General features: G+C 66.6%; 25 protein-coding genes and 1 pseudogene. 6 read left to right on the top strand and 20 right to left on the bottom strand.

Annotated features, from left to right (window positions below):
* Positions 1-424: 424 nt before the first annotated feature.
* From cobK to cobM, 17 genes are read right to left on the bottom strand one after another with little or no spacing between them, the layout of a single operon-like run.
* Positions 425-1,198 carry a precorrin-6A reductase gene (gene cobK, locus SFHG_RS06725; RefSeq protein WP_052297841.1) on the bottom strand — a complete coding sequence of 258 codons (774 nt, stop codon included), beginning with the start codon at positions 1,196-1,198 and terminating at the stop codon, positions 425-427.
* Complete coding sequence (locus tag SFHG_RS06720) at positions 1,195-1,836, bottom strand: precorrin-8X methylmutase (protein WP_042435544.1); 642 nt, start codon at positions 1,834-1,836, stop codon at positions 1,195-1,197. The genes cobK and SFHG_RS06720 overlap by 4 nt, the downstream gene beginning before the upstream one ends.
* Positions 1,837-2,352 carry a cob(I)yrinic acid a,c-diamide adenosyltransferase gene (locus SFHG_RS06715; RefSeq protein WP_042435541.1) on the bottom strand — a complete coding sequence of 172 codons (516 nt, stop codon included), beginning with the start codon at positions 2,350-2,352 and terminating at the stop codon, positions 1,837-1,839. It lies immediately after the preceding gene.
* On the bottom strand, positions 2,349-3,848 hold the full coding sequence (locus SFHG_RS06710; RefSeq protein WP_238318296.1) for a cobyric acid synthase: 1,500 nt from the start codon (positions 3,846-3,848) through the stop codon (positions 2,349-2,351). The genes SFHG_RS06715 and SFHG_RS06710 overlap by 4 nt, the downstream gene beginning before the upstream one ends.
* Positions 3,841-5,064 carry a pyridoxal phosphate-dependent aminotransferase gene (locus tag SFHG_RS06705; protein WP_052297840.1) on the bottom strand — a complete coding sequence of 408 codons (1,224 nt, stop codon included), beginning with the start codon at positions 5,062-5,064 and terminating at the stop codon, positions 3,841-3,843. The genes SFHG_RS06710 and SFHG_RS06705 overlap by 8 nt, the downstream gene beginning before the upstream one ends.
* The gene (cbiB, locus tag SFHG_RS06700) at positions 5,061-6,035 is read right to left on the bottom strand and encodes an adenosylcobinamide-phosphate synthase CbiB (RefSeq protein ID WP_042435534.1); all 975 of its coding nucleotides are present in this window, start codon (positions 6,033-6,035) and stop codon (positions 5,061-5,063) included. The genes SFHG_RS06705 and cbiB overlap by 4 nt, the downstream gene beginning before the upstream one ends.
* On the bottom strand, positions 6,035-6,991 hold the full coding sequence (locus tag SFHG_RS10110) for a histidine phosphatase family protein (protein ID WP_238318295.1): 957 nt from the start codon (positions 6,989-6,991) through the stop codon (positions 6,035-6,037). Before SFHG_RS10110 ends, cbiB begins: the two co-directional genes overlap by 1 nt.
* 41 nt (positions 6,992-7,032) lie before the next feature.
* Positions 7,033-7,800, bottom strand: coding sequence for an adenosylcobinamide-GDP ribazoletransferase (gene cobS, locus SFHG_RS06690; protein ID WP_042435531.1), 768 nt, complete (start codon positions 7,798-7,800; stop codon positions 7,033-7,035).
* Entirely contained in the window at positions 7,797-8,345 is a 549-nt protein-coding gene (locus SFHG_RS06685) for a bifunctional adenosylcobinamide kinase/adenosylcobinamide-phosphate guanylyltransferase (RefSeq protein WP_042435528.1), read from the bottom strand. Before SFHG_RS06685 ends, cobS begins: the two co-directional genes overlap by 4 nt.
* Positions 8,342-9,484 (bottom strand): nicotinate-nucleotide--dimethylbenzimidazole phosphoribosyltransferase, encoded by a 1,143-nt coding sequence (cobT, locus tag SFHG_RS06680; RefSeq protein ID WP_081468985.1) that lies wholly within the window; start codon positions 9,482-9,484, stop codon positions 8,342-8,344. Before cobT ends, SFHG_RS06685 begins: the two co-directional genes overlap by 4 nt.
* On the bottom strand, positions 9,477-10,859 hold the full coding sequence (locus tag SFHG_RS06675) for a cobyrinic acid a,c-diamide synthase CobB (protein WP_238318294.1): 1,383 nt from the start codon (positions 10,857-10,859) through the stop codon (positions 9,477-9,479). The genes cobT and SFHG_RS06675 overlap by 8 nt, the downstream gene beginning before the upstream one ends.
* Positions 10,856-12,328, bottom strand: coding sequence for a precorrin-6y C5,15-methyltransferase (decarboxylating) subunit CbiE (cbiE, locus tag SFHG_RS06670; protein ID WP_052297838.1), 1,473 nt, complete (start codon positions 12,326-12,328; stop codon positions 10,856-10,858). The genes SFHG_RS06675 and cbiE overlap by 4 nt, the downstream gene beginning before the upstream one ends.
* Positions 12,316-13,059, bottom strand: coding sequence for a precorrin-3B C(17)-methyltransferase (cobJ, locus tag SFHG_RS06665; RefSeq protein WP_042435525.1), 744 nt, complete (start codon positions 13,057-13,059; stop codon positions 12,316-12,318). Before cobJ ends, cbiE begins: the two co-directional genes overlap by 13 nt.
* Positions 13,059-14,192, bottom strand: coding sequence for a cobalt-precorrin 5A hydrolase (locus SFHG_RS06660; RefSeq protein WP_042435522.1), 1,134 nt, complete (start codon positions 14,190-14,192; stop codon positions 13,059-13,061). Before SFHG_RS06660 ends, cobJ begins: the two co-directional genes overlap by 1 nt.
* A complete protein-coding gene (locus SFHG_RS06655; protein ID WP_042435519.1) occupies positions 14,193-14,567 on the bottom strand; it encodes an SAM-dependent methyltransferase in 375 nt (124 codons plus the stop codon).
* Complete coding sequence (cbiD, locus tag SFHG_RS06650; RefSeq protein ID WP_042435517.1) at positions 14,560-15,744, bottom strand: cobalt-precorrin-5B (C(1))-methyltransferase CbiD; 1,185 nt, start codon at positions 15,742-15,744, stop codon at positions 14,560-14,562. Before cbiD ends, SFHG_RS06655 begins: the two co-directional genes overlap by 8 nt.
* Before the next feature lies 1 nt (position 15,745).
* Positions 15,746-16,537 (bottom strand): precorrin-4 C(11)-methyltransferase, encoded by a 792-nt coding sequence (gene cobM, locus SFHG_RS06645; RefSeq protein ID WP_042435514.1) that lies wholly within the window; start codon positions 16,535-16,537, stop codon positions 15,746-15,748.
* Positions 16,538-17,064: 527 nt separating this feature from the next.
* Here cobM and SFHG_RS06640 point away from each other — a divergent pair.
* The 6 genes from SFHG_RS06640 to SFHG_RS06610 all read left to right on the top strand — a co-directional run bounded on the left by SFHG_RS06640 (position 17,065) and on the right by SFHG_RS06610 (position 23,237).
* Positions 17,065-17,991 (top strand): sirohydrochlorin cobaltochelatase, encoded by a 927-nt coding sequence (locus SFHG_RS06640; RefSeq protein ID WP_042435511.1) that lies wholly within the window; start codon positions 17,065-17,067, stop codon positions 17,989-17,991.
* 144 nt (positions 17,992-18,135) lie between these two features.
* Entirely contained in the window at positions 18,136-18,669 is a 534-nt protein-coding gene (locus tag SFHG_RS06635) for a hypothetical protein (RefSeq protein ID WP_042435508.1), read from the top strand.
* A gap of 163 nt (positions 18,670-18,832) precedes the next feature.
* Positions 18,833-20,245 (top strand): ABC transporter substrate-binding protein, encoded by a 1,413-nt coding sequence (locus SFHG_RS06625; RefSeq protein WP_052297837.1) that lies wholly within the window; start codon positions 18,833-18,835, stop codon positions 20,243-20,245.
* A gap of 22 nt (positions 20,246-20,267) precedes the next feature.
* On the top strand, positions 20,268-21,290 hold the full coding sequence (locus SFHG_RS06620; RefSeq protein ID WP_042436110.1) for a FecCD family ABC transporter permease: 1,023 nt from the start codon (positions 20,268-20,270) through the stop codon (positions 21,288-21,290).
* 114 nt (positions 21,291-21,404) lie between these two features.
* Positions 21,405-22,592, top strand: coding sequence for an ABC transporter ATP-binding protein (locus SFHG_RS06615; RefSeq protein WP_238318293.1), 1,188 nt, complete (start codon positions 21,405-21,407; stop codon positions 22,590-22,592).
* A 462-nt stretch (positions 22,593-23,054) separates the two neighbouring features.
* On the top strand, positions 23,055-23,237 hold the full coding sequence (locus SFHG_RS06610) for a hypothetical protein (RefSeq protein WP_042435504.1): 183 nt from the start codon (positions 23,055-23,057) through the stop codon (positions 23,235-23,237).
* A gap of 133 nt (positions 23,238-23,370) precedes the next feature.
* On the opposite strand, the gene SFHG_RS06605 is transcribed toward SFHG_RS06610, so the two are convergent.
* From SFHG_RS06605 to SFHG_RS11195, 3 genes and pseudogenes are all read right to left on the bottom strand, one after another.
* On the bottom strand, positions 23,371-23,670 hold the full coding sequence (locus SFHG_RS06605) for a type II toxin-antitoxin system RelE/ParE family toxin (protein ID WP_081468984.1): 300 nt from the start codon (positions 23,668-23,670) through the stop codon (positions 23,371-23,373).
* Positions 23,670-23,942 (bottom strand): type II toxin-antitoxin system RelB/DinJ family antitoxin, encoded by a 273-nt coding sequence (locus SFHG_RS06600; protein WP_042435500.1) that lies wholly within the window; start codon positions 23,940-23,942, stop codon positions 23,670-23,672. The genes SFHG_RS06605 and SFHG_RS06600 overlap by 1 nt, the downstream gene beginning before the upstream one ends.
* Before the next feature lie 1,270 nt (positions 23,943-25,212).
* Positions 25,213-25,392, bottom strand: a pseudogene (locus SFHG_RS11195) (IS256 family transposase); the annotation flags it as partial.
* Positions 25,393-25,989: the final 597 nt, after the last annotated feature.

The raw sequence follows: 25,989 nt of genomic DNA, 5'->3' as shown, positions 1-25,989 counted from the left end.
GTAATCGCAATACCTGCGACCAGCGCCGGCGGGACTGGAACACGTGTTTAGATGCGCTACCTTCAGCACGAGCGAACCCCGCCTGCAACTTCTGGGCGGTTTCGCAGGCCGAACCGGCCCGAAACACCGCAACACGCCGGCGTTTCCCCAGGTCGGCTAAGCCGACGGCGAACAACCCCCGCCGAAAACCGCACAGAAGTCCAGGACCATGGCGAAATCGGCGCCCTTTTCCTGCGAAACCATCCAGAACCCGCAGGGGCGCGACCGCGGGCAAGGCCGCGGGCTCGCAACGATCAACATATTGCTTGAGCTCGGCCGCGTGCTTGGGCGATGAAGCTCCCATCCCTGCATCCAATCCTCCGTTGCAAATATCATGAATAACGGAAAGTTCCATGTCGATGGAATCGGGGGAGATTCAGATTCACTAGCGCGCGAACTCCCGTAAGAGCGCGTCTTCCACTTCCCGAAGCGAAAGGGCCCCGCCTCCCTCGGCGGGACGGGCGACCACGATGCAGCGCGCTCCCACGTCGCGCGCGGCGGCGAGTTTCTCGGCCGTGCCGCCTACGGTTCCCGAGTCCTTGGTCACAAGCCACTGGGCGCCCACCTGCCGAAGCATCGCCTCGTTGAGCTCGCGGGTGAAGGGCCCCTGCATGCCGATGACGTGCGACGGCGAAAACCCCGCGTCGATGCACTTCGTTATAGCGCCGGGCAGCGGGAGCACACGCACGAAGAAGCGCTCCGCGAAATCGGCGACGCGCGTGTAGGGAGCAAGCTCCTTGCTCCCCGTCGTGAGAAGCGCGCGACCCGGGTTCTCGGAGAGAAAGCGCGCCGCGCAGGCGATCGACGCGACCGACACGACGCCTTTGGGCAGCGCCTCGGCCGGGCGCGCAAGGCGCAGACATCGTGCACCCACGGCGAGCGAAGCGGCCCGGATGTTGCCGCTTACGAGCGTAGCGAAGGGGTGCGTGGCGTCGACGACGATGCGCGCGCCGGAAAGCTCGCGCTCCATGTCGGCCTCGTCGAGTCTGCCCGCATGCACCTCGATGCCCGGAAGCTCGCCCAAAAGCTCGCCTCCGTACTCGGTTGCCGCGTAGGCACGGGCGGGGATGCCCGCCCCGCTCGCCCATTCGCACAGAAGGCGGCCCTCGGTGGTGCCGGCGAAGATGCGCAGCGCCGGCGCGGATGCGGGCGCCGTCACTTCGGGCCGCCTGGGCGCGCGATCTGGTAGAGCAGCGCGTTCATAATGGCGGCCGCCACGGTCGAGCCGCCCTTGCGACCCCTCGCGACGATGGCCGGCACGCGTCGCGCGAGTAGCTCCTCTTTCGCCTCGACCACGTTCACAAACCCGACCGGCACCCCAACGACGAGCGCGGGCGCGATCTTCCCCGCGTCCATGAGCTCGGCGAGGCGCAGAAGCGCTGTGGGAGCGTTGCCGACGGCCACGATGAGCGGACCCTCGATGCCGCAAGCTTTGTCCATGCTCGCAACGGCGCGAGTCGTGCCCGCGGCGCGCGCAGCCGCGGCGACATCAGGGTCGGCCATGTAGCACACGGCCTTGCAGCCGAGCTTCGCGAGCGCGGGCTTGCTTATGCCTGCGAGCGCCATGTTCGTGTCGGTGAGCACCGTGGCCCCTGCGCGCAGTGCGTCGAGCGCGCAGCGCGCGGCGTCATGGGTGAACACGAGGGAATCGGCGTACGAGAAGTCGGCAGTGGTGTGGATGACGCGCTTCACGACGGGCTCTTCGAGCGGCGGGAACGTGCGGCCGCCGAGCTCTTCGGTGATGATCTCGAAGCTGCGCCGCTCGATGTCGCCGGGCGCCATCTCCTTGGAATCCATCTAGTACTCCACTCCTTCCCTTGCGCATATCCCCTGCTCGTAGGGGTGTTTCTCGCACCGCATCTCGGTTATGTAGTCGGCCTTCTCCACGATCTTGCGGGAAGGCGCGCGCCCGGTGAGCGCTACTTCGACGCCGCGCGCGGACATATCGAGCGCGCGGTCCACGAGCGCCTCGTCGACAAGCCCCTTCGAAAGCGCGTCGAGCGCCTCGTCGAGCACGAGCAGCCCCTCCTGCGCGCCCTCGAGCTCAGCGAGCGCGGAAGCGAGGTTCCCATCGTGCAGCTCGCACGTCGCGGCAAGTTCTTCCGACGTCATCGACCAGGTAAACTTGTCCGACGCCTTCCCCGCGAACACGGGCACGCCGAAATGCTCGGCGAGCAGGCGCGCCTCCCCGCTTTCGCCGTCTTTCAGGAACTGCACGACGACGACGCGGCGGCCTGCGGCGAGCATGCGAAGGGCGAGGCCCATCGCCGCCGTGGTCTTGCCTTTGCCGTCGCCATGATACACGTGGATCATACGCCCTCCTCGATGATGCGGTAGACATACTCCATGTCGAGCGCCCCGCGCACGGCGTCGGCCAGGCGGTCAAACTCGCGCGCACGGTGATCGGCCGCAGACGCCGCGCCCGCAGCGCCCACGACGCTCTCGGGCAGGCCGCGCATGCGCGCGAGCGAGCGCGCGAGGGCGAGCGCCACCCCCGGTTCGTCGAACAGGCCGTGGAGATAGGTTCCGAACACGTTTCCGCAGGCCGCGCCTTCTGGTTTGCCGCCAATCGTGCCCGCAGGGGCGCAGGAGACGGTCGTTTCGCCGTCGTGAATCTCGTACCCGCGCGCCGTCATGCCGTTCCACACCGAGAACGCGCCTTGGGCGCCCGTGATGCGCAGCTCCGACTGGGCGAGGCGCTTTTCCTCCTTGAACACCGTACTTGCGGGGATGAGCCCGAGCCCGCGCGCGGTGCCAGCGCCTTCCCTGCCGTGCGGGTCGGAAAGCTCGTCTCCCAAAAGCTGGTAGCCTCCGCATATGCCGAGCACCGGCGTGCCCGCGCCCGAAAGCGCGCGTACACAGGCTCCGATGCCGCTAGCCGCAAGCCAGCGCGCGTCGTCGAGCGTGGTCTTCGAGCCGGGGAGCACCACCAGGTCGGGTCGGCCCAGATCGGTCGTCGAGGAAGCGTAGCGCACGCCCACGCCGGGCACGCGCGAAAGCGGGTCAAAGTCGGTGAAGTTCGACAGATGCGGAAGACGCACGACGGCGACGTCGATGACGCCGCGCGCCTCGCGGGCAGATAGGCGCGGCGCGAGCGAGTCCTCGTCGTCCAGGTCGAGCGTAAGATACGGCACGACCCCCACGACGGGAACCCCGCACATCTTCTCGAGCGGGGCCAAACCCGGGCGCAGGATTTCCACATCGCCGCGGAACTTGTTCACCACAAGCCCCCGCAAAAGCGCGCGGTCCTCGGGCGCAAGGAGCGCGACCGTGCCGTAGAGCTGGGCAAACACCCCGCCTGGGTCGATGTCGCCCGCGAGCAGCACGGGGGAGGACACGGCGCGCGCGAGCCCCATGTTGACGATGTCGTTTTCGGCAAGGTTGATTTCGGCGGGGCTGCCGGCGCCCTCGATGACGATGACGTCGTTTTCCTCCGCGAGCGAATCGAACGCCTCCAAAATCTGCGGCATGAGCGCCTTCTTTCGCGCGAAGTAGTCCCTCGCAGCGAAGGCTCCCTGCGCCTTGCCGGCCACGATGAGCTGGCTTCGGTGGTCGCTTTCGGGCTTGAGCAGGATGGGGTTCATGCGCACGTCGGGCGCGATGCCGCACGCCTCGGCCTGCATGATCTGGGCGCGCCCCATCTCGAGCCCGTCGGCCGTGACACCGCTGTTGAGCGCCATGTTCTGGCTCTTGAAGGGAGTCACGCGCAGGCCGTCCTGCGAAAGCACGCGGCACAGCCCCGCCGCAAGCAGGCTCTTCCCCGCGTTCGACATGGTGCCCTGGATCATGATGGGCTTCGCCCTACCCACGGGTATCGACCTCCTTCGCCGAGCCTCGGCCATCCGCGCCCGCCATAGCGCCGCTGCAAGAAGCGCCGCCCCGTTCGTCGGGTTCGCCTTCGCCCGATGCGCCTTCCGCCCGAAGCGCGCGGCTGAACGCCATCGCAAGCCGGGCGTTCTCCTTGCGCGTGCGCACCGCGACGCGGCACCAGAAACGGGACAGTACCGAAAACGAGTCGCACGTGCGGACCAAAACCCCCTGATTATACAGGCGCTCGGGGATGTCTTTCGCCGGCGTGCGGACTAAAAGGAAGTTCGCATCCGACGGCACGACGGAAAGCCCGAGCGAGGAGAGCTCGTGGGAAAGCCACGCTCGCTCGCCCGCCAATACATCGCGCGTGCGCGAGACGTATTCGACGTCTTCCAGGGCGGCGATGCCCGCGGCCTCGGCGACCGAGGAGACGGGCCACGCCTGCCCCGCCCGGCGAATCCCCTCGATGAGTTGGGCGTTTCCGCTGATCAGATATCCCAACCGCAACCCCGCCATTCCGTAGAGCTTGGTGAACGCGGAGAGCACGGCCACATGGCGCGAACACGCGGCGCGTGCGGCCACGCTCCTTTCGCGGGCGTCGGGCGCAAATCCGAGGAAGCACTCGTCCACGACGAGCAGCGCGCCCGCCTGCTCGCAGCGGCAAGCCGCGGCATCGATCACGCGGGGGTCGACGAGGCGCCCCGTCGGGTTGTTCGGATTGCAGAGGTACGCCACGTCTCCCGGCCCCTCGATCGCGCGGGCGAAGGAGGCGGGCACGTCGAAGTCGTCCGCTTCGGAGAGCGGGAACTCCTGCACGCATGCGCCGTAGTACGATGCCGCCTCCGCATATTCAGAGAACGTCGGCGCGCACACGACGATGCGTTTCGGGCGCACCGCCGCGGCGAGCCGCCAGATGATGTCGGACGCGCCCGCGCCGCAGACGATAGCATCTTCGGGAACGCCCTGGGCGCGCGCTAGGGCGCGAACGAGGGCGAGGCTTTCCCTATCGGGGTAGGCGTCGATTCGAGAAAGCGCCTTGCGAGCTGCGGCGACGGCGCGCGGCGAGGGGCCTGCCGGATTCACGTTCACCGAGAAGTCGATGAGGTCGGAGGCGCCCCCTTCGCAAGCGATGCCGAGCGATTGCGCGCTGCCCCCATGCGCACGGGCGCGCAGGATTCCCCCGGCAGCCCGGGACGCGGCGTGGCCTTCCCTCATGCCATCGCCCCCACGGCGAGCACGACCGCCGCGCGCGCGGCGCCGAAGACGACGAGCGCGCATACGGACGCGGCGAGCATGAGCCTTGTCGCCCGGGCGATGTCGCCCCACTCGATTTCGCGGGACGCGTCGCCTATCGTCGGTTTCTCAACGAGCTTGCCGAAATACACCGCGGGTCCTGCCAGGCGCAGCCCGAGCGCGCCCGCGCACGCTGACTCGGTCTGCGCCGCGTTCGGGCTCGCATGGCGACGCCTGTCGCGGCGCCAGATGCGCACCGCCCCGCGCGCGTCGAGCCCGACGATCGGGCACACGGCGATCATGAGCAGGGCCGATAAGCGCGAGGGAATCCAGTTCACCGCATCGTCGAGGCGCGCCGAGGCGCAGCCGAAGTCGATGTAGCGCTCGTTTTTGTAGCCCACCATGCTGTCGAGCGTGTTCACCGCCTTGTACGCCATGCCCAAGGGCGCACCCCCGATCATAAGGTAGAAAAGCGGCGCGATGACGCCGTCGCTCGCGTTCTCCGCCACCGTTTCCACGGCGGCGCGCGCGACGCCCTGCTCGTCGAGAACAGACGTGTCGCGTCCCACGATGAGCCCGACGGCTTCGCGCGCCGCGACAAGGCCGCCCTTCGAGAACGCGCGGGCCACGGCCAGGCTCTGACGGCGCAGCTCGCATGCCGCGAGAATCTGATAGCTCGCCCATGCCTCGGCCACGAAGCGCAAGCCGGAGTGAACCATGCCACAAAGATGCAGGATTCCCCAGGTCAAAAGCCCACACGCAAGCGGAAGCGCCACGGCGAGCACAATCCCTGCGGCGCGCGTGCCCGCGGACGTTTGCGGGAATGCGCCCCGCAGGCGGCCTTCGGCCCACGTGATCGCGCGCCCCATGGCGACGACGGGATGGGGAAGCCAGCGCGGGTCGCCGAAGGCAAGGTCGGCCGCGAACCCGGCGGCGACGGCAAGAATCGTCATCACCGGGCATCGCCCCCCGAAGCGGGGCGAACGTCGCGAAGGCAGCGCCCATCCCAGGTGGCGGCCCATGCGCCGCCCGGCTCGGTATGCACGTCGAAGTATCCCATTTTCGGGACAGCTAGCTCGGAGAGCAGCGCTTTCACGGTACCCGCGTGAACGACGAAGACGGCGCGCCCACTCCCCTGGGCGCGCTCCGATTCGCACGCCTCCCGAAACGCCGCGACGACGCGGCGGGTGAAATCGCTCTTGCCCTCGCCATGCGGGCAGCGCGTCTCGCACCAGGAGTCTACCCAGGCGCGGTAGCGCGCATCCTCTTTAAGCTCGGCGGCGCTTCGCCCCTCGAAGTCGCCGAAATCCATCTCGCGCAGACCAGGGCACGCCATAAGCTCCGCGTTCGGGAAGAGGATGCGCGCCGTCTGGTCGGTGCGGGCCATGCCGCTCGTGATAACACGGAACACGTCACGATCGCACGCGAGGTCGCGCAAAGCGCGCTCGCCCGCGCTCGACAGGGGCTCGTCGGTGCCCGCCCCGCTGTAGCGATGGTCTTCCGTGCCCGCCGTGGCACCATGGCGCACGAAGACGACTTCCAAAGGCGCGCCCGCGCCCTGCGTCCCTCGAGGCGCATCGGCAAGGTTTCCTTTGATGACCTGGGGAATCCCGCACGTCATGCGCACGACGACGTCGGCGCGCGCAGCGAGCGCGCATCCCAGGCGCCCCGCGCACTCGCGCCATTGGGCGTCTTCCGCACGCATGGGAACGACCCCCGAGCCGACCAAGGGCAAAATCACTGCGTCGAAGCCGATCAGCCGCTCGAGCGCCCGGTCAGCGTCGAGCGCGCGTACGAGTTCCTCAGCACGGTACGCGACGCGGCCGGCAAAAGCCGCGGGCACGCCGCCCTCCGCAAGCTGCGCCGCGTCGACGAAATCGTCCGCCGCGAACCCGAGCTTTTCGCGCACGAAGGTCCTCTTCCCCGAATGCGCGCCACCTACCACGAGCATCATAGGAGCATGCCCCCCGCCACCAGCACGGCGAGCATCGCGAGCTCGGCCCATTGCAGAAACCATCCGGCCAAATCCCCCGTCACCCCGCCGAAGCGGGACAGGGCAACATGGCGGTACCACGCGAGCGCCAAAAGCCCCGCCACCGCCATAAGGGCGCCGACGGCCTGAGCGCACGCGACCATCCCTGCAGCCGAAGCCGCAGCGAAAGCGCAAAGCGGCACGACGATCGCCGCGCGCTTCTTCGCAGGCGAGAGCCCCGCGGCCATGCCGTCCGCCCGCGCGGCAGGCCAGCATTCAACGGCGAGCCCCGAAAGTGCGCGGGAGAACACGAGCGAGCACAGAAGCGCGAGGAACGCCCCCGCCGTAAGCGGCAGCGCGGTGAACAGGGAAAACTGCAGAATAAGGTACACGACAACACCGATGACCCCGAAGGCGCCCGCCCGCGGGTCGTGCATGATCTCGAGCTTTCGCTCGCGCGGGGCCCAGCTTGCAAGCGCATCGGAAGTGTCGCAGAGCCCGTCTAGGTGGATGCCTCCCGTCACCGCCACAGACAGCGCCACGAGCACGGCCGCGACGATGGTCGCGGGCACGCCGAGCAGGTTCGCCACGTGCCCCCACGCCGTCATGAGGAAGCCTTCCGCAAGGCCCACCAGGGGAAACGCGGCAAGCGCATGGGTTGACCCGAAATCGGTCCAGGCCGATTTCGGGACGGGGATGCGCGAGAACGTTCCGAACGCCGCGCCGATCGCCTCCGCTATCTTCACCTTGTAGGTCCTTCGCCTTTCATCCACACGGGAATCCCGCATACCACTTCGACTGAGCGGTCGGCCAGCGCCGCCACGCCCGCATTCACGCGCGCGAGCGCGCGCCTCCATGCCTCGGTCCCCTCATCATAGCGCATCCCATCGGCGAACACGTCGACGGTGACCACCACCGTATACGCAGCGGCCTGAGCGAGCCGTCCGATGCCTCCGAGCACCTCGCGCGCCGCAGCGTCGGGGTCACGTGGGGACAAGCCGCCTTCCGCGAAGAGCTCGTTCGCAACCAGGTTGCCCACGTCCTCCAAAAGAAGCGTGCAGCCGCGCGGAAGCCCGGGCGCTGCGGCGCCCACGTCACGCGTACGCTCGAGGGCGGAAAACCCCTTGCCCTCGCGCAGCGCCCGATGGCGCGCGATGCGGCGGGCGCCCTCTTCCCCGAAGGGCTCCATCGTTGCCAGGTACACGCGGGGGCCGTCGTACCCGAGGCACAGGGACTCGGCGTAGGCGCTCTTGCCGCTCGCGGCGGCGCCGATGACGAGCGTCACCGTCATTTCCCGGCCTCGAAATGCTCGTAAGCAGCCATGCCAGTCGCCGTGAACGTCTTCCCATCCCGGTACACGCGCAGCGCCGAATCCAGAAGGGGCAGATACGCCATGGCGCCCGCGCCCTCGCCCAAGTGCATGCCTGCGTCGAGGGGTGCCTTTATGCCGAGCTCGCGAAGGAGCTCCTGGCTTGCGGGTTCGCTTGATGCGTGGGTGCCTACGAGGTAGCCCAAGGCGTTGGGGCACAGGCGCGCCGCGCACAGGGCCGCCGTGCAGGATATGACCCCGTCGAGGAGCGCCGGCGCCTTCGAGGCCGCGGCCCCCAGGTAGAAGCCGCACATCGCCGCGATGTCGAAGCCGCCCACCTTCGAGAGCACGTCGATCGGGTCGGCGGGATCGGGCGAGTTCGCGTCGATAGCGCGCTCGACCACGTCGCGCTTGCGCGCGAGCGAGGCGTCCGAGAGCCCTGCGCCGCGCCCGACGAGGCTCCGCGCGTCCGCCCGGAGGAGCACTGCGGCCACCGCCGCCGAGGTGGTCGTGTTGCCGATGCCCATCTCGCCCGCGGCGAGAAGGCGCGCGCCGGCGCGGGCAAGCCCGCACGCGACGGCGATCCCGACCTCGATCGCGCGCACGGCCCCATCGCGAGACATAGCGGGGCCGTGCGCGATGTTGCCGCTCCCCCGCCGCACGTTCGCGCGCACCATGCGCGCGTCTTCTATGCCCCGGGCCATACCCACGTCGACGGGCACGACCTCGGCACCCGCGAACGCCGCCATGCGGCAGGCGCTCGTGGCCCCCTCGCACATGTTGCGCGCGACGGCTCGCGTCACGTCTTGCCCGCTTTGCGACACGCCTTCGGCAACGACCCCGTTGTCGGAGAAGAATACCGCGAGCGCACGGGGAAACTCGGCCACCTCGGCGCTCCCCTGAGCTGCGGCGATACACGCGACGGCGTCTTCAAAGTCGCCCAATCCCCCCAAGGGGTGCGCGATGGCGTCCCACGCGGCGTACGCGGCGGCGCGGGCGCACTCGTCTGCGGGCGCGATCCGGGAGAGCGCAGCTTCGAGCACGGCGCCCGGCGCCGACGAGAACGCGCGCTCGACTTCCTCGCGGATGCAGGCAAGCGCGGTTTCGGTTGCTTCAGCCATGCCGCCTCCTCTCTGCGAACGACGCTGCGGCAGACGCGAACGCGCGCGCAACGTCGGGGTTCGCAGGATAGTACACATGCGGGAAGCCCGCCACCAGGGACGGGGTGGTCGTCATGCACGGCCAGCCCTTGTCGCGCCGGGGCTTCTGCGCCCAGAAGTCGCCGCCCGGGCAGGTGGACTGCCAGTAGTGGAACTCGTGCGCGCGGATGCGCGTGCCGCGCGGCCCGTAGAGCCCGTCGCGTTGGGAAGCGAGTTCCACGTACCCGAAATGGGACAGCCTTCCCCCGTTCTCGCTTGCGCCCTCAAGGGCGCCCGCAACAGGCCAGCGCCGCCCCTCGCTATCGGCGATTTCGCGCTGCAGGTACAGAAACCCACCGCATTCGGCGACCGTCGGCATGCCGGATTCCACCGCGCGCCGCACCGCCTCGCGCATCGGCGCGTTCTCGGAGAGCTGCCGCGCATGGAGCTCCGGGTAGCCGCCCCCCAGATAGAGGGCGCTTGTCCCCCGGGGCAACCCGCTATCACGCAGGGGGCTGAAAAAGGCCAGCTCGCAACCCAGGTCCTCAAGCGCGCGCAGGTTCTCCTCGTAGTAGAACGAGAACGCCTCGTCACGCGCGACGGCGACGATGGGCCGCGCTCCCGCGATCGGCTCCAACCGGTAAGGTTCCTCGCGGATATCGGGTGCCGTCGCCGCTATTTCGAGCAAGCGGTCGACGTCGACGCTCTTTTCCACCAGCTCGGCCATCTTGTCGATGCGCGCGGAGAGCTGCTCGACCTCGTCGGCGGTCACAAGCCCCAGATGCCGGCTTTCGAGCGAGAACGCCTCGTCGGCGGGAATATTCCCCAAAACCGCGACGCCCGTGTGCTTCTCGATCGCAGGCGCCGCGTAGGCGCAGGCAGCGGCGCTCGTCTTGTTCAGCACGACGCCGCGCACGTTCGCGCAAGGCAGGAACTCGGCGATGCCGCGGATTACGGCGGCGAGCGATAAAGACGCCCCGCGCCCGTTCACCACTAAAACGACCGGCGTTTCCGTGTCGCGCGCAACCTGGTAGCTGCTCGCGTCGGCCACGCCGGGCGCCATGCCGTCGTAGAAGCCCATGACCCCCTCGAGCACCGCGACATCCGCGCCCGCGGCGCCGCGTGCGAGCAGGGCGCGCAGCGTCGGGGCGTCGGTGAAGAAGCCGTCTAAGTTGCCCGAGCGCGCGCCCACGACGCGGCGATGAAAGAGCGGGTCAATGTAGTCGGGGCCGCATTTGAAGGCCGCGCATGCAAGGCCGCGGCGCGCGAGCGCGCGCAGGAGCGCGCACGTTACGACCGTCTTGCCGCTCCCGCTCGAGGGCGCAGCGATCATGAAGCGCGGGATGGACGTGCTCACCGGGCGCCGCCTTCCCCACCTGCGGCGTTGCAGTTAGCAAGCGAGACCACCTCAACGGATGGGTTCCCCTCGGCAGAGGGGTCCTCCCCGACAGGCGACTCAGCAAGCGCCCCGGCTTCGGCAAGCTCCTCGGCATCCGCGCCCGCACCACGCGCGCTGACGAGGAACACGGGGTTTTGCGCCTTCATAAGATGGTGCGAGCCTACAGCCTCGGCGCGGGCGGCCGACACCTGGCACGCCTCGAACCCCTTAAAGCGCGAACCCGAGAGGAGCGCGCACGCCTCGGTGAGCGTCTCAACGGTGACGCATGGCACGCACAGGCGAACCTGCGAGTTCTTCTCGAGCGCCGCCTCCACGATGGAGGGAAGCTCGCCCGCGCTCCCGCCGACGAACACGGCGTCGGGGACGGGCAGCTTCGCGAGCGCTTCGGGGGCGACACCGGGGACCGCATGCACGTTGCCGCACCCGAATGCATCCGCGTTCTCTCGGATGAGCCGCACGCCGGCCGCGTTGCGCTCGACCGCCCATACCGACCCCGCTCGCGCGACGAGCGCCGCCTCGATCGACACGCTCCCCGTGCCGGCGCCGACGTCCCACACGGTATCGGTCGCGGTAAGGCGCAGCTTCGCGAGCGCGACGGCGCGCACCTCCTGCTTGGTCATGGGAACGTCGCCGCGGATGAAGAGCTCGTCGGGAATGCCCGAGGAAGCGTACGGCCAGCGGGAGCTCGCGGCGCGGGATGCGCCCGCAGAGTCCGCCGCGGAAGAAGCCGCCGCGGGCGCAGACGCGCCGGCCGGCGCCTCGGAGGCTGCGCTAGAGCCCGCGGGCGACCCGGCGCCGTCTGCGAACCCGATAAGCATCACGTTCAAGTCGTCGAACGTCTGACCTGCGATTTCACTTGCGGTCGCGCAGGTGATGCGCTCGTCGGGGTACGACAGGCGCTCGGCCACCGTCACGCGCGCGTCCCCGAAGCCCGCCTGCACAAGCTCGCCCGAAAGCCGCGAGGGGTCTTCCCCGCCCGACGTGGCGAGGAAGAGCTCGCCTGCGCGCTCGGCCTCGGCCACGATGTCGCACGCCACGCCGTGAGCGCTCGCGAAGCGCCAATCCTGCCATGGACGCGCGAGGCGCGCGGCGAGATACGACGCTGAGCTTATGCCGGGAATGACGCGCACGTCCACCTGCGCGTCGCCGGAGAGCGCCTCCACCAGGCGGCGCGCGCCGCTGAACAGCCCCACATCGCCCGTCATCACGACCACGGCGCGCTGCCACGACGCCGCATCGGTGAGCGCGGCGACGATGTCCGCCGTCTTCACGAGCTCGCATCTCACCACGTCGGGCGGCACGTCGATGCCGGCAAGCGCGCGATGAGCGCCGATGACCACGTCGGCGATGTCGATCGCGTCGAGCGCCGCGCGCGAGAGCAAATCGGGGTTTCCGGGCCCCGCCCCGATGATCGTTACCTTTCGCATGGAATCTCCCGATACCCGCGCGGCGTGACCATACGGCCGCCTACGCGCTTCGTGTCCGCGTTGCCGACGAACACGGTGGTGAACATGTCGGCGTCGAACTCCCCCAGCTCGGAGAGCCTGCACATACCCGACTGCTGCCCCTCGCGCCCGATGTTGCGTACCCAGCCGCAGAGCGTGTCGGGGGCCTTCCATTCGAGCATGATCTTCGCCGCGCGCGAGAGCCTGTCGGCGCGCTTTCTGCTGCGCGGGTTGTACAAACAGATGCAGAAGTCGGCGCTCGCCACGGCGGCGAGCCTGCGCTCGATGACCTCCCACGGCGTGAGCAGGTCGGAGAGCGACACGACCGCGAAGTCGTGGGCAAGCGGGGCGCCGAGCACCGCCGACCCGCTCTGAGCCGCGGTGGCCCCGGCGATAACTTCCACGTCTACATCGGGGTAGTCCTCCGCAAGCTCCAGCACGGGGCTCGCCATGCCGTACACGCCCGCGTCACCGCTGCACACGAGCGCCACGGCTTCTCCGCTCTGCGCGCGCGAAAGCGCCAGGCGGCACCGTTCGACCTCGTGCATCATCGGCGTCGCGAGATGCGCCGCGTCGGGCACGGCGGCGAGCGCGAGCTCCACGTATTTCGTGTACCCCACAACGATGTCGGCCGCCTCGAGCGCGCGCCGGGCCGCAATCGTCATGCCGTCGGGGCCGCCCGGGCCGATCCCCACCACGAAGAGCTTTCCCATCACCGCTCCTTAAACGAAAGTTCGATAGTTACCTTGGAAAACGCGACGGTCACGCCGCCGTGAGCGAGCTTCGGGAAGATAAGTTCGCCCCCGTCCGCGAGCGCCGCGCGCTCGCACACGTTGTCGACCCCCACCGTCGCGCGCACGAAATCAGATGGCGAAACGCTGCCTTCGACCTGCGACAACTCCTCTGCGGAATACGTCGCAAGCGGGATATCGCGCGCGCGGCAGAAGGCGAGCAGACCCTCCTCGTGCGCCTTCACGTCGATCGTCGCCGCCTCGCGCACGGCCGAAGGCGAGATACCCGCCTGCCCGCACGCGAGAAGAAACGCCTCCTCGATCGCTTCGGCGCACGCACCGCGACGGCACCCTATGCCCGCAACGATGCAGGGCACGACAAGGCGAAGCGGCTCGGGCGCAGGCGCCTGCGCCCGCACGCCCGCCGACTTCCCCGTCTCACCGGCGGGCACGACCTCGCCCGTTGTCTCCGCCGCGCGAACGGACGCACCTGCATTCGCGCCAGCGAACGGCGACACGACGATATCGGCCCGAGCGCGGTCGGACGCAATGTCAACCCCCTCAGGCGGCTGTCCCGAAATCGGCATGTCGGAATAGAGCGCCACGCGCCCGCCCGAAAGCAGCCGCGCCGACACTCGCTTGATGGCCTCGGGATTCGAAACGGCGAGCCCCGCGCAGCGCGCCCACGTATCCACCGCCCACACGCCGCGGACGTCGGTCGCCGTGGTGATGACGGGGATGGCCCCTGCCGCGCGTGCCACAGTTTGCGCAAGCTCGTTCGCACCGCCCAAATGCCCCGACAAAAGCGGGACGGCAAAGCGCCCCGCCTCGTCGATCGCCACAACCGCGGGATCGTTTGCCTTCGAGGCGACATGCGGCGCGATCGCCCGCACGGCGATGCCCGCCGCGCCCACGAACAGAAGCGCGTCCGACGCTTCCCACGCGAGCGCCGTCCATGCGCGCAGGTCGGCCTTCCCCTCGCCGAACCCGCGCGAAACGGAAACGTCCCAGCCAGGGTCACCTTCACCTGTCTGCGCGCAATCGGAAAGCGCGCGTGCGGTGCGCTCCGCCAACGCATACCCCCTCTCGGTGAACGCTATGCAGGAAACCCTCATCTAGCGCACCACCATTGTCGAGAAGTAGCTGCCCCGATCGGGCACATCGTCGAGCGAGCGGTACACGCGCTCGCCCGGAAGCCCACAGCCCTCTACGAGCTCGGCACCGTCGAAGGCGCTCTCCTCGCGAAGGATGCGCTTCGTGTCCGCAAGCGAGCGGCGCGCCTTCATGACCACCTTCGTCCCCGGCCAGCCGATTGCGCGGCGCACGTCGTCGTAGCCGCCGCGCACGATATCGAGCGCGACCATGGCCCCGTCCGCCGTCTGCGGTGCGGCGATGACCGGACACGATTCGATTGTGCGGACGGCCTTGATCGTGAGCAGCTCGGGCTCGCCAGGCCCCGTGCCCACCCCGTACAGCACGCCTTTACTCATACGTCGCCCCCAATTCCCCGATAACCGCATCGGCGCCCGACGTGCGGAAAAGCTCGCGGCGCTCGGCGTCGAACACGACCGCGGCGATGCCGCATGCGCCCGCCGCGCGGCGGCGCAACCTGTCCTCGATCGCCGCAGCAAGCGAGGCGCGCGCAGCGTCCCCCACGCCGGCGGCCTCGATTGCCTCGAGCGCCGCCGTGGTCGTGACCGACGACATGATCTCGCGCACGGTCTTCGCGCCCGCGCCGGCCAAGGCCGCGTGGGCGGCCAGAATCTCCGCGCGGCAGTCGGCGGTACGCGAATGGGTGTCCATGATGCCGCCCGCGACCTTCACCAGCTTGCCGATGTGTCCCACAAGAAGGACATTGGCAAACCCCTCGCGAACGCAGCAATCGATCGCATCGCCCACGAAGTTGGAAATGACGACCACCGGCGCACCGTTTAGGCGGAAATGCCCCGAGATGAACTGCTCGCCGTAGTTGCCGGGCGTGAGCACGACTCCGCGCCGCCCCATAGCCGCATGCTGCCGGATCTCGAGCTCGATGCTGTCGCGCAAGGCAGCGAGGCTGCGCGGCTCGACGATGCCCGTCGTGCCCAGGATGGAGATGCCGTCCTCTATCCCCAGGTGCGGGTTGAAGGTCTTTTCGGCAAGGGCAACACCCTCGGGTACCGAAATCGTCACAGCGATATTTCCAGAAAAGCCGTGCGCGGCGCACACCTCGCGCACCGCCGAAGCGATCATCGCGCGCGGCGTCGCGTTGATGGCGGCCGCCCCCACCGGCTGCTCGAGCCCGGGCAACGTCACGCGCCCCACGCCCACGCCGCCATCGACGGAAACTTCCGATTCGCGCGCGGGCACGCCCTTGCCGCCCGCAGCGCCCGTGCCCGACCCCGCATGTTCCACGCGCGCGTACACAAGCACGCCGTCGGTCACATCGGCATCGTCGCCTGCGTCCTTTCGCACGGCGCACTGGGCGCACCCCTCGCCGATGCATGCGTCGACCACGTCCGCCTCGACGGGCAGCCCGCCGGGGGTGACGATCGACACGCGGCCGACGGGCTTTCGTGACAAGAGCATCTCGCAGGCCGCCTTCGCCGCGAGCGCGGCGCAGCTCCCCGTGGTGTAGCCGCAGCGCAGGCGGGTCGTCCCGGTATATATGTAGTGCTCGAAAGCCACGCTAGCTGCTCGCCTTCCGATACCCCGTGGCAAACGAAGGGTCGTAAAGCTTGCTGCGCTCGTACGACTCCGCTTGCGCGCCGTCGTGCGCAAGCCCGCCGCGAGCTCCGAGCACGCGGCCCACCACCACGAGCGCCGTGCGGTCGATGCCCTCTCGCGCGCCCGCATCGGCGAGCGTGCCCACTGTGCAGCGCACCACGCGCTCCTCAGGCCAGGTCGCCTTGTACACGAGCGCCGCCGGCTCGTCGAAGCTGCGGCCCGCGGCCAAAAGCTCGGCGGAAAGCTCGGCGAGCATACCCGAGCTCAGGAAGATGACCATAGTCGAGCCGCTTTCCGCCATGGTGCGCATGCCCTCGCCCGCGGGCATGGGGGTGCGCCCGGAAAGCCGCGTGATCACGACCGACTGGCTGATTCCCGGCAGCGTGTATTCCTGGCGAAGCGCCGCCGCGGCACCGCAAAAGCTCGACACGCCGGGCACCACCTCGTAGTCCACGCCGCGCGCGTCGAGCGCGTCCATCTGCTCCTGGATGGCGCCGTACAGGCACGGGTCGCCCGTGTGCAGGCGCACCACTTCCCCGCCCCGCGCATCCGCCGCGCACATCACGTCGAGCACTTCTTCCAAGGTCATGTGCGCGCTGTCGTAGACGACGCAGGATTCCTTGCACTCGGCGAGCAGCTCGGGGTTCACAAGGCTCCCCGCCCAAACGACCACGTCGGCCGCGCGCAGAAGACGCGCCCCGCGCAGCGTGATAAGGTCGGCGGCGCCCGAACCTGCGCCAACGATATGAATCATCCGAGCCTTCCCTTCCCGTTTCTCATCGCAACCGTTTACGCCGCCCTTCGCGCAGCGGGCAAAACACGGCGCCCGCAGCGGCAATCGGCGCAAATACGTAGGCAGGAGGCGCAATGCCGCGCGCCCTGGCTTTGACACGCCCACAAGCGCCCACTATCATAGTAGCAGTTTCGGCAACGAGCATATGACAATCGAATCAAAGGAAACGACCGGCGCGGCGCCCGCACAGCCCGCGCTGGCTTGCGGAGGGAACCAGGTGGGAATCCTGGGCAAGGGACATTACTGTGTAGGACGCGCGGGCGAACCGCCTCGCGCCCCAAGCCAGACTGCTTCGCCTTTTCCTCACGGCATCGCCGTGGCGTTAGCTCCTTGTGAACCCCGAGGAGTGCGCTTCCCTTTCGAATGAGCCGGCCGCAGCCGGCAAGAAACAGGCGCGCTATCCCTTTGCGGACGAGCGCGCTTTTCTTTCGCTTGTGCCGATAAGCAACTGTCGCCGGGGGACCGGCAAACCGAGGAAAGGGAAAACCATGTCCGACCAGATGTCACGCCGCGGCTTCATGGGCGCCGCAGCAACCGGAGCCGTCGCGCTCGCCGGAGTCGCGCTTGCGGGCTGCTCCAGCACCTCCGCGAGTTCCGAGAAATCGAGCGAAAAGGAGAAGGCCGTGAAGCCGGTCATCCTCGTCACGAGCTTCGGCACGAGCTACAACGACTCGCGCCACATCACCATCGGCGCCATCGAAGACGCTATCCGCGAGAAGTACTGGCAGGACTACGACATCCGCCGCGCCTTCACCGCGCAGATCATCATCGACAAGCTGAAGGAGCGCGACGGCATCACGATCGACAACATGACCGAGGCGCTCGACCGCTGCGTGGAAGACGGCGTGAAGGAAATCGTCGTGCAGCCGACGCATCTCATGGCTGGCCTGGAATACGCCGACGTGAAAGACGAGCTCGACAAGTACGCCGACAAGTTCGACAAGATCTCGCTCGGCGACCCGCTGCTCACCTCCGACGACGACTACAAGAAGGTGGCCGCAGCCATTAAGGAGAACATGGCGTCCTTCGACGACGGCAAGACGGCGCTGTGCCTCATGGGCCACGGCACCGAAGCCGATTCCAACGCCGACTATGCCAAGATGCAGGAAGTGTTCAAGAACGAGGGCTTGACGCAGTTCTTCGTCGGCACCGTCGAGGCTGAACCGACCTGCGAGGACGTTATCGCCGCCGCGAGCGCCGCAGGCTACAAGAAGGCCGTGCTCGCGCCGTTCATGGTGGTCGCGGGCGACCACGCGAACAACGACATGGCAGACGAGACCGACCCCGACAGCTGGGCTGCGAAGTTCGTGGCCGCCGGCTTCGAAGTGACGTGCCTGCTCCAGGGTCTGGGGCAGAACGTCGCGATCGACGACATCTACGTCTCGCACGTGGACGACGCCATCGCCAAGCTGTAAACCCGCCGCGCACGGGGGCGCCGGTCGCGTCCCCGTGCAACGGGCATGCGCCTTCCCCGACCGACGGCGCATGCCCGTTGCATTCGCATCCCGCCCGCCCACCGCACGGCGCGGACGGTCGAACCGATTGGAAGGAACCCCTCCATGTTGAAGAAAACCCTCGCCTTCGCCCTGTCGGCGGCGCTTTGCGCGTTCTCGCTCGCCGGCTGCGCCGGAAATTCAAGCGACAGCGCAAAGGCAAGCGATGCCGATTCCCAGGAAAAGACCGAACAGGCGGCCGATGCGCCCGAGGACGCAAGCGCTGCCCCCATCACCGCCGACAAGGTGGCCGACGGCACCTATCCGATCACCGTAGATTCCAGCTCGAACATGTTCAAGATTGTGGACGCCCAGCTCATCGTGGAAAACGGCTCCATGCACTGCGTGATGACGCTTTCCGGCACGGGCTACGGCAAGCTCTTCATGGGCACGGGCGACGAGGCTGCCGCCGCGAGCGAGGCCGACTTCATCCCCTATGTGGAAAACGCGGAAGGCAAGTACACCTACGACGTGCCCGTTGAAGCGCTCGACGAGGACACCGCCTGCGCCGCGTGGAGCATTAAAAAGGAGCAGTGGTACGACCGCACGCTCGTGTTCGAATCCGCCGGCGTCGATCTGCGCGCCGACGCGCTGAAGTAACGCCATGCGGTCGATTCTTCCCAAGGGGGAAAGCAGGAAGCGCCGCAGCATCGCGGCGCGCGCGATCGCCTGCGTTCTCGTCGCCCTGCTCGCGCTTCCCTTCGCGGGGTGCAGTGCGAGCCCGAACGCGACCGGTGGCACGGCGGGCTCTCAGGAATACACTGTGAGCGTCTCGCTTTCCGGCGGGTCAGGGCGCGCAAGCATCGCCTCACCCACCACAATTGTGAAGGATGGCGACACCTACACCGCGACCATCACCTGGTCGAGTTCGAACTACGACAAGATGACCGCCAACGGCGTGGACTACGCGCCCGTAAACGACGGCGGCAACTCCACGTTCGAGATACCCGTCACGCTCGACGAGGACATCGCCGTGTCGGCCGAGACCGTCGCCATGTCGACGCCGCACACCATCGACTACACGCTCCACTTCGACTCATCCACCATGAAGGAGAAATCGGGCGACGATGCAAGCGGCGGCTCCCCTGCGGGAACGGCTTCAAGCGCCGCGGCCGACTTCCACAATGCCGATTTGGGCTGCGGCTGGGAGCCGACGGGGGCGCTTCAGCTTGAATACGCCGAGCACTTCACTGTCGACGAGTTCGAAGGCGGCCTGCGGCTTATCTGCGTTTCGAACGGAGAGCGCTTCCTCGTGGTGCCGCAAGATGCGAAGGTACCTGATGGGTTGAGCTCCGACATCGCGGTCATAAGGCGCCCCGCCGACAAGGTGTACCTCGTGTCGTCGGCGACGATGTGCCTGGTCGACGCGCTCGATGCGAACGACGATATCCTCATGTCGGGCACGAAGGCCGACGATTGCTCGGTCGCGGGCTTCAAAAGCGCGCTCGAAAGTGGGGCGATCGCCTACGGCGGCAAGTACAGCGCGCCCGACTACGAGCGAATATCGGCCTCGGGCTGCACGCTCGCCATCGAGAACGCCATGATCAACCACACGCCCGATGTGAAGGAAAAGCTGCAGAAGCTCGGGCTTGTCGTGCTCACCGAACAGTCGTCGAGCGAGCCCGAAGCACTCGGGCGCGTCGAGTGGATTAAGCTTTTCGGCGTCCTGTTCGACAAGGAAGACGAGGCCGCGCACCTGTTCAACGAGCAGAAGGCCCGCGTCGAGCAAACGTCGGGGCTCGCGTCGTCAGGTAAAACCGTGGCGTATTTCTACATTAACTCGAACGGGGCCGCCGTCACGCGGCGGGCGGGCGACTACGTGGCGCAGATGATCGAGCTTGCAGGCGGCAGCTACGCGCTCGATGACGCGCAGACGGCGTCGACGTCAGGTTCGTCAGTAACGCTCGAAATGGAGCGCTTCTACGCGACGGCAAAGGATGCCGACATCATCGTCTACAACGGCACCATCGACGAATCGGTCGCCACCTTGAACGACTTCGTAGGCAAAAACGCGCTATTGTCGCAGTTCAAAGCCGTGAAGAACGGCAACGTCTGGGTCACAAGCGCCGACATGTACCAGCAGATGACTTCTACCGCCGACATTATCGATGAGCTGCACGGGGCGTTCACCGGCGATGACGCGAGCGGCTTCCATTATCTGAGGAAGCTCGGCTAGCGCCATGAAAAGCCGGCTTTCCATGGCATACGACGAATCGGGGCGCGCCGCGCGGTGTCGCGTCGTGACGACGCTGCTCGCTGTTGCCCTCATCGTGCTCGTCGGGGCCAACCTGTGCATCGGGAGCGTGCTCGTGCCCGCAGATCACATCCCCGGCATCCTTTCGGGCGGCGCGGCCGATTCCATGGAAAGCCAGGTCATCTGGGAGATTCGCCTGCCGCGCGTGCTTTCAGCCGTGCTTCTCGGCGGGGCACTTTCGCTCTCCGGGTTCCTGCTGCAGACTTTTTTCAACAACCCCATCGCCGACCCGTTCATCTTGGGCGTCTCCTCGGGCGCAAAGTTCGTCGTCGCGCTTACGATGATCGTGCTTCTGGGCGCGAACCGGGCCATGTCCTCGCCGGCCATGGTGGCCGCAGCGTTTCTGGGCTCGCTTATCACCATCGGCTTCGTGCTCCTCATTGCACGGCGCATAAGTTCCATGGCCATGCTCATCGTGGCGGGCGTCATGGTGGGATATATCTGCTCGGCGGCGACGAACTTCCTCATCGCCTTCGCCGACGACCAGTCCATCGTGAACCTGCACAACTGGTCTTTGGGTAGCTTCTCGAGTTCGAGCTGGGACGACGTCGCGGTCATCGCGGTCGTGGTGATCACCGTGAGCGCATGCGTATTCGCGATATCGAAGCCCCTTTCCGCCTTCCAGCTGGGAGAAGCCTACGCGAAAAGCGTCGGCGTGAACGTCGCACGCTTCCGCGTGGTGCTCGTCCTTCTAGCGAGCATGCTCTCCGCCTGCGTGACCGCGTTCGCTGGCCCGGTGTCGTTCGTAGGCATCGCGGTTCCGCATCTCGTGAAGTCGGCGCTGAAGTCGTCGAAGCCCATCCGCGTGATTCCTGCGTGCTTCTTGGGAGGCGCCATCTTCTGCGCGGGCTGCGATTTGATCGCGCGCACGCTGTTCTCTCCCGTCGAGCTTTCCATCAGCGCCGTCACCGCCATCTTCGGCGCGCCGGTGGTTATCGCACTCATGTTGAAGAAGCGGGTGAGGTAGATGGGGGGATTCGTGCCGCGGCCCAAAACGCTCGGAGGGGACATTCCATGCTTAGACAGTCCTGAACTCGCACGAAAGCGCCAGAAGGCACTTTCGGCTTATGCGGAACTGCGCGTGGAACGCCCCCTCCGAGCGGAGTCGAACCTCGAAACCCCGGTCGAAACGCAGGCTGACGGGGCGCCGCTTTTCCGCATAAGCGACCTGTCGGCGGGCTACGACAAGAAGGTCGTAGTCGAAGGCGTCGATCTGGAGGTTCGCGAGGGCGACGTCGTGGCGCTCATCGGGCCGAACGGCTCGGGCAAGTCGACCATCTTGAAAACCATCACACGCCATCTGGCACCGCTTGCCGGCGCGGTCGAGCTCGACGGGCGGGAGATTTCCCGATGGAAGACGGCGGAGTTCGCAAGGAACCTTGCCGTTATGCTGACAGATCGCCCCCGGACCGAGCTCCTCACCTGCCGCGATATCGTAGAGGCGGGAAGGCATCCCTACACCGGGCGAATGGGCACACTCTCGCCCGACGACCATAGTCGGGTCGACGAGGCCATGAAAACCGCGCATGTGGAAGAGCTCGCCGAGCGCGACTTCATGCAGATAAGCGACGGGCAACGCCAGCGCGTCATGCTCGCACGCGCCATCGCGCAGGATCCGCGTGTGCTCGTGCTCGACGAGCCCACGTCGTATCTCGATATCCGCTACCAGATCGACCTGCTGCGAATACTTCGTCACCTTGCGAAATCGCGGAATGTGGCTGTCATCATGTCCATCCACGAACTCGAGCTCGCGCAGAAAAGCGCCGACAAGGTGATTTGCGTGAAGGACGGCCGGGTCTTCCGCGCCGGCGCACCCGAGGACATATTCACGCGCGAGACGATCGGCGAGCTCTACGGCCTTCAACATGGCACCTTCAACGAGCGCTTCGGCAGCGTGGAAATTGGGCGCCCGCACGGCGATGCGCACACGTTCGTCATCGCCGGCGCAGGTACGGGGTCGGCTGTGTTTCGCCAGCTCATCCGGCAAGGCAAGGCGTTCTACGCGGGCGTTCTGCACGAAGGGGACATCGACTGCGAGCTCGCGCGCGACCTGGCGGCGGAATGCGTGGCCGAGCGCGCCTTCGAGCCGATCGGGGATAAAACCATAGCCCGCGCCAAAGAGCTCCTCGTCCACTGCGCGCGCCTTATCGTGTGCCCCGCCGCCTTCGGCACCATAAACGCCCGCAACGCCGAGCTCGTCGAGTTCGCACAATCGCATGGTATTGAGGTCATGCGAGCGTGCGAAGGCGCATCGGAGGATTCCCAATAGCCATGAGAGCAGCAGGGCAGATGCGTAGAGCGAAAGCGGGAGATTCCCGAGCGCAATGAGACCGGGCCCGCACTATCCTGCAGGTTGCCTGCAGCAAAGCATACACGCACCCGCGTAACGCCGAACGGGGCGGGCTCCCCAGACCGCACTGGAGAAGCCTATTTTTTCCCGTCCAAGTTTTGCGATGCAGTTCAGTACGGCCCGGAAGCTTCTTGCGTTTGCCGAAGATTCTTTAAGAATCAGAAATAATTTTCCTATTACGGGAAGTGTGCGCCCTTTCATTATGCCAATTACAAACGCACCACTAATCGGACAGGAGGCCGCTATGGCCGACAAATACGAGGAGATGGCCCGGCAGATGAGGGCCGACGGCGCGAGCGAGGAGATGATCGCCAGGTTCGTCGCCGAGGAGATGAAGGAAGACGAGTCCGCCGCGGCAAGGGCGTCACGGAGATCGAGACGTTGCGGGAGTGGAGGAAGATCCCCGAGCATATCCGCAAGCTGCTGCTCGCCAGCGCGTTCTGCCACAACTGCGGCACGACGGAGTTCGCGCCCGGCTACACGCTGCGCATGTGTCACGGGCGCGTGCTTGTTGAGGGTTGCTGCACGGAATGCGGAGCTGAGGTCGCCAGGCTGTGCGATTAGCCGTCCACGGAATCCTGCCGGGGATAGGTAGCCGCTGGACGAGCAGCGCTCCCGGGAACCGGGGCGCCCCCCAACCGCTGTGCCAACCCCTTTAACGAAAAAGTCCGTCATTATCGCAACTTGCCAATCCCTCCTACCTGAACAGCTCGTCGTGACCGCCAGTGCGCTCGAAGAAGGCGACCTCGTCGTTGGCCGACCATATCACCAGCCAATCGCCGGAGTTCGCCACGTGGCACTCGTTCCTCCCGGCCCAACTACCGCTCAGGCGGTGCATGTTGTGGCGGCGTTTGAGAGTCTCCAGCGACTCGGGGGTATTCTCCAGCACCAGGCCGATGAGCTTCTGCAGCTCAGCTAAATCCCAATTGCACCGCTTCGCCTTCTTTTTGAGGTCGCGAGAGAATACAGCGGAGAAATCTGCCGTGAGCCTGCTCATCAGGCCATCGCTGCCGCGATGAGATCGGCTGCGTTGTCAAAGCGGCCTTTCTCGCCAGAGGACAGGAAGGCATCGCCCTCGCGGATAGCCTCGAGGCTCTCGATGCTGGGCTCGTCGGGGGCGAAGGTCAGGGGGATGCGGCGCGTGTTCACCATCTGCTTGTAAAACGCGCGCGTAACCGATGAGAGGTCAAGGCCGAAGTAATCGGCAACCTCAGAAGCGCCGCGCTTCAATTCGTCATCAATGCGTATGGTCAAAGTAGAGCTAGACATGATACTCCTATCGATGTATGTGCAGTTATATTTTACTGCACATACGTTAGCTCCTCAAGCAAGGCTGACCAATCCATTAGTTGCGAAATCACGCCTATAGGCAAGAGGCGCCGGCGTTTGCCCATTCCTTCCCCACCGAAGGGCCGAGGACCAGTCAAACCTTATCGGCCTCTCGGGCCTCTTCCTCCCCGAGCAGTGCAAGCAACAACCTGGCTTGACCCTCGCCCTGTCGCGGACGGCCATCTGGCAGACGCGGCCGCACTCGCCGCGCCATCATACGAGCTTGCGGCTTATGGCCCGCACGCCGGTGGGCTTCAAGCGCTTGCTCATGCGCGAGCGCCGACCAGCACTGACCGAATCGGAGCACGTATCAAGATGCGCAACTTCCGACGCACGCGAACCCCGCTCGCAACTTCTGAGCGGTTTCGCAGGCCAAATCGGCCCGAAACGCCGCGCGGCGCCGGCGTTTTCCCAGGTCGGCGGAGCCGACGGCGAACGGCCCCCGCCGAAAACCGCACAGAAGTCCAGACCCATGGCGAAATCGGCGCCCACTTCCTGCGAAACCGCCCAGAAGTCGCGGGGGCGCGACCGCGGGCAAGGCCGCAGCAACCGTAGCGCCAGCGCGGGCGCAACCCGAAGCATCGCGGGGCACACCCGCAGGCGAAGCCGCGGCAGCCGATGAGCATGCCGGCATGCTCATCGGCTCAATATGCGCATATAGCCAAACGAATGCTTGCACCGGATGCACCGCAAACCACCGCACGAAAGCGCTCATGGAGAACGGCGAGCCACCTGTACGGACTCGACTTGCTCACCTTGCGCAGCGGGCGCCGCTCGCCGATGTCCATGCCCGATGCCGGGCAGCGCTCTATGCGCCCGGCCCACATGACGCGCCTGGCGGCGTCGCCGTTGGCAGACATCGCAAACCTCCGGACTGAAAGCGTTTGCGACAATCATCGGGCAACGAATCGAAATCGCAGCCAGAGGCTTCACGGAAGCGATACCGTCAACGGCTTCTTTCTCACAAGCAGATCCGTCGTCATCGCTTGTCACGGGAAGAAGAGCGGTTTTGAAGAGCCCTTAGTCCAACCCGACGATTTGCCATGTTCGCATACAGCCCAAAGCGTTTAACTTGAACATCCGCTGCTTTTGCAAGTTCATTCAGATGGGCATTCGCGCTAAGCGTCTCGCCGTCCTCAAAAGACACGGCTAAAGAACAGTCGTCCCAATCTTCTCCGAGAGGCGCATCGACGCCCTAGTCATCATGCTAGCCGACGCACGTGACCAGGTTGCGCTCGCGGTAGCCGTTGCGGCTGTTGGCGCCTCCCGCGCACAGCTGGTCGGCCTCGGCGTCCATGATCGCGTTCGCGACGTCCTCGGCGATACGCCTCATGAGTTCCCTCGGGTTCACCAACCCGTCCTCGAACCTCGGCATCGCCGGCTGCCACATGCTTTCCGCTAGACTCCCCACTGCGGTCTTCGCCCTTTCCAAGAATCCGTTATGTCGCAATTCCAGATTCTAGGACGAAGGCCGTTTCCCTTCAAAGCTGTCTCGATCCTCTTCGCTTACACCAACTTTCCCGACACAATCCGTGGTGCAGGTGTTCCCGTCGGAAAGATTGCTTGAGCGCCTGGTCGGGGCCGTGGCCGGCGGGCCCGCCGCCGGCCACGCCGAAGTCGCCAGGAAAATGATCCTCGCGAGCTTGAAACTTGCGGAAAAGGTGGATACAGCGTTGCATGGCCGCTTGAATTCCGGGTCCGGGGAAAGGGCGAAGCCCCTTACCATTCCGATTTGCCGTTCGCTCAAGCTGTCTTCAGCAGCGCGTCGCTAGAGCGGCCTACATCAACACTGATCGGAATTCCAGGTAACCCAGTTTGGCACATTGCCCAATCTATGTGGACTGAAATGCCAACGGCATACAGAGCTCATCTTTGCCAATCAACGGCTTGGGTCATACCATCTCACCACTGGGCAAAATGCCTTTGTATTCAGCAAAATAGGAGCCCGAAGTTTCGTCAATCACGATAAAAGGCACACCAAGACACA

It is taken from the genome of Senegalimassilia anaerobia JC110 (assembly GCF_000236865.1).
In the GTDB taxonomy this organism is placed as follows: Bacteria; Actinomycetota; Coriobacteriia; order Coriobacteriales; family Eggerthellaceae; genus Senegalimassilia; species Senegalimassilia anaerobia.
Note: the sequence above shows the minus strand (reverse complement) of the source record. Positions and strands in the feature narration are given on the sequence as shown.

Excerpts from the sequence above, each read along its gene's own strand:
- SFHG_RS06720 (WP_042435544.1), bottom strand. The coding sequence starts at position 1,836 with ATGGATTCCAAGGAGATGGCGCCCGGCGACATCGAGCGGCGCAGCTTC.
- SFHG_RS06715 (WP_042435541.1), bottom strand. The coding sequence starts at position 2,352 with ATGATCCACGTGTATCATGGCGACGGCAAAGGCAAGACCACGGCGGCG.
- SFHG_RS06705 (WP_052297840.1), bottom strand. The coding sequence starts at position 5,064 with ATGAGGGAAGGCCACGCCGCGTCCCGGGCTGCCGGGGGAATCCTGCGC.
- cbiB (WP_042435534.1), bottom strand. The coding sequence starts at position 6,035 with ATGACGATTCTTGCCGTCGCCGCCGGGTTCGCGGCCGACCTTGCCTTC.
- SFHG_RS06685 (WP_042435528.1), bottom strand. The coding sequence starts at position 8,345 with ATGACGGTGACGCTCGTCATCGGCGCCGCCGCGAGCGGCAAGAGCGCC.
- cobT (WP_081468985.1), bottom strand. The coding sequence starts at position 9,484 with ATGGCTGAAGCAACCGAAACCGCGCTTGCCTGCATCCGCGAGGAAGTC.
- cbiE (WP_052297838.1), bottom strand. The coding sequence starts at position 12,328 with ATGCGAAAGGTAACGATCATCGGGGCGGGGCCCGGAAACCCCGATTTG.
- cobJ (WP_042435525.1), bottom strand. The coding sequence starts at position 13,059 with ATGGGAAAGCTCTTCGTGGTGGGGATCGGCCCGGGCGGCCCCGACGGC.
- SFHG_RS06660 (WP_042435522.1), bottom strand. The coding sequence starts at position 14,192 with ATGAGGGTTTCCTGCATAGCGTTCACCGAGAGGGGGTATGCGTTGGCG.
- SFHG_RS06655 (WP_042435519.1), bottom strand. The coding sequence starts at position 14,567 with ATGAGTAAAGGCGTGCTGTACGGGGTGGGCACGGGGCCTGGCGAGCCC.
- cobM (WP_042435514.1), bottom strand. The coding sequence starts at position 16,537 with ATGATTCATATCGTTGGCGCAGGTTCGGGCGCCGCCGACCTTATCACG.
- SFHG_RS06640 (WP_042435511.1), top strand. The coding sequence starts at position 17,065 with ATGTCCGACCAGATGTCACGCCGCGGCTTCATGGGCGCCGCAGCAACC.
- SFHG_RS06635 (WP_042435508.1), top strand. The coding sequence starts at position 18,136 with ATGTTGAAGAAAACCCTCGCCTTCGCCCTGTCGGCGGCGCTTTGCGCG.
- SFHG_RS06620 (WP_042436110.1), top strand. The coding sequence starts at position 20,268 with ATGGCATACGACGAATCGGGGCGCGCCGCGCGGTGTCGCGTCGTGACG.
- SFHG_RS06605 (WP_081468984.1), bottom strand. The coding sequence starts at position 23,670 with ATGAGCAGGCTCACGGCAGATTTCTCCGCTGTATTCTCTCGCGACCTC.
- SFHG_RS06600 (WP_042435500.1), bottom strand. The coding sequence starts at position 23,942 with ATGTCTAGCTCTACTTTGACCATACGCATTGATGACGAATTGAAGCGC.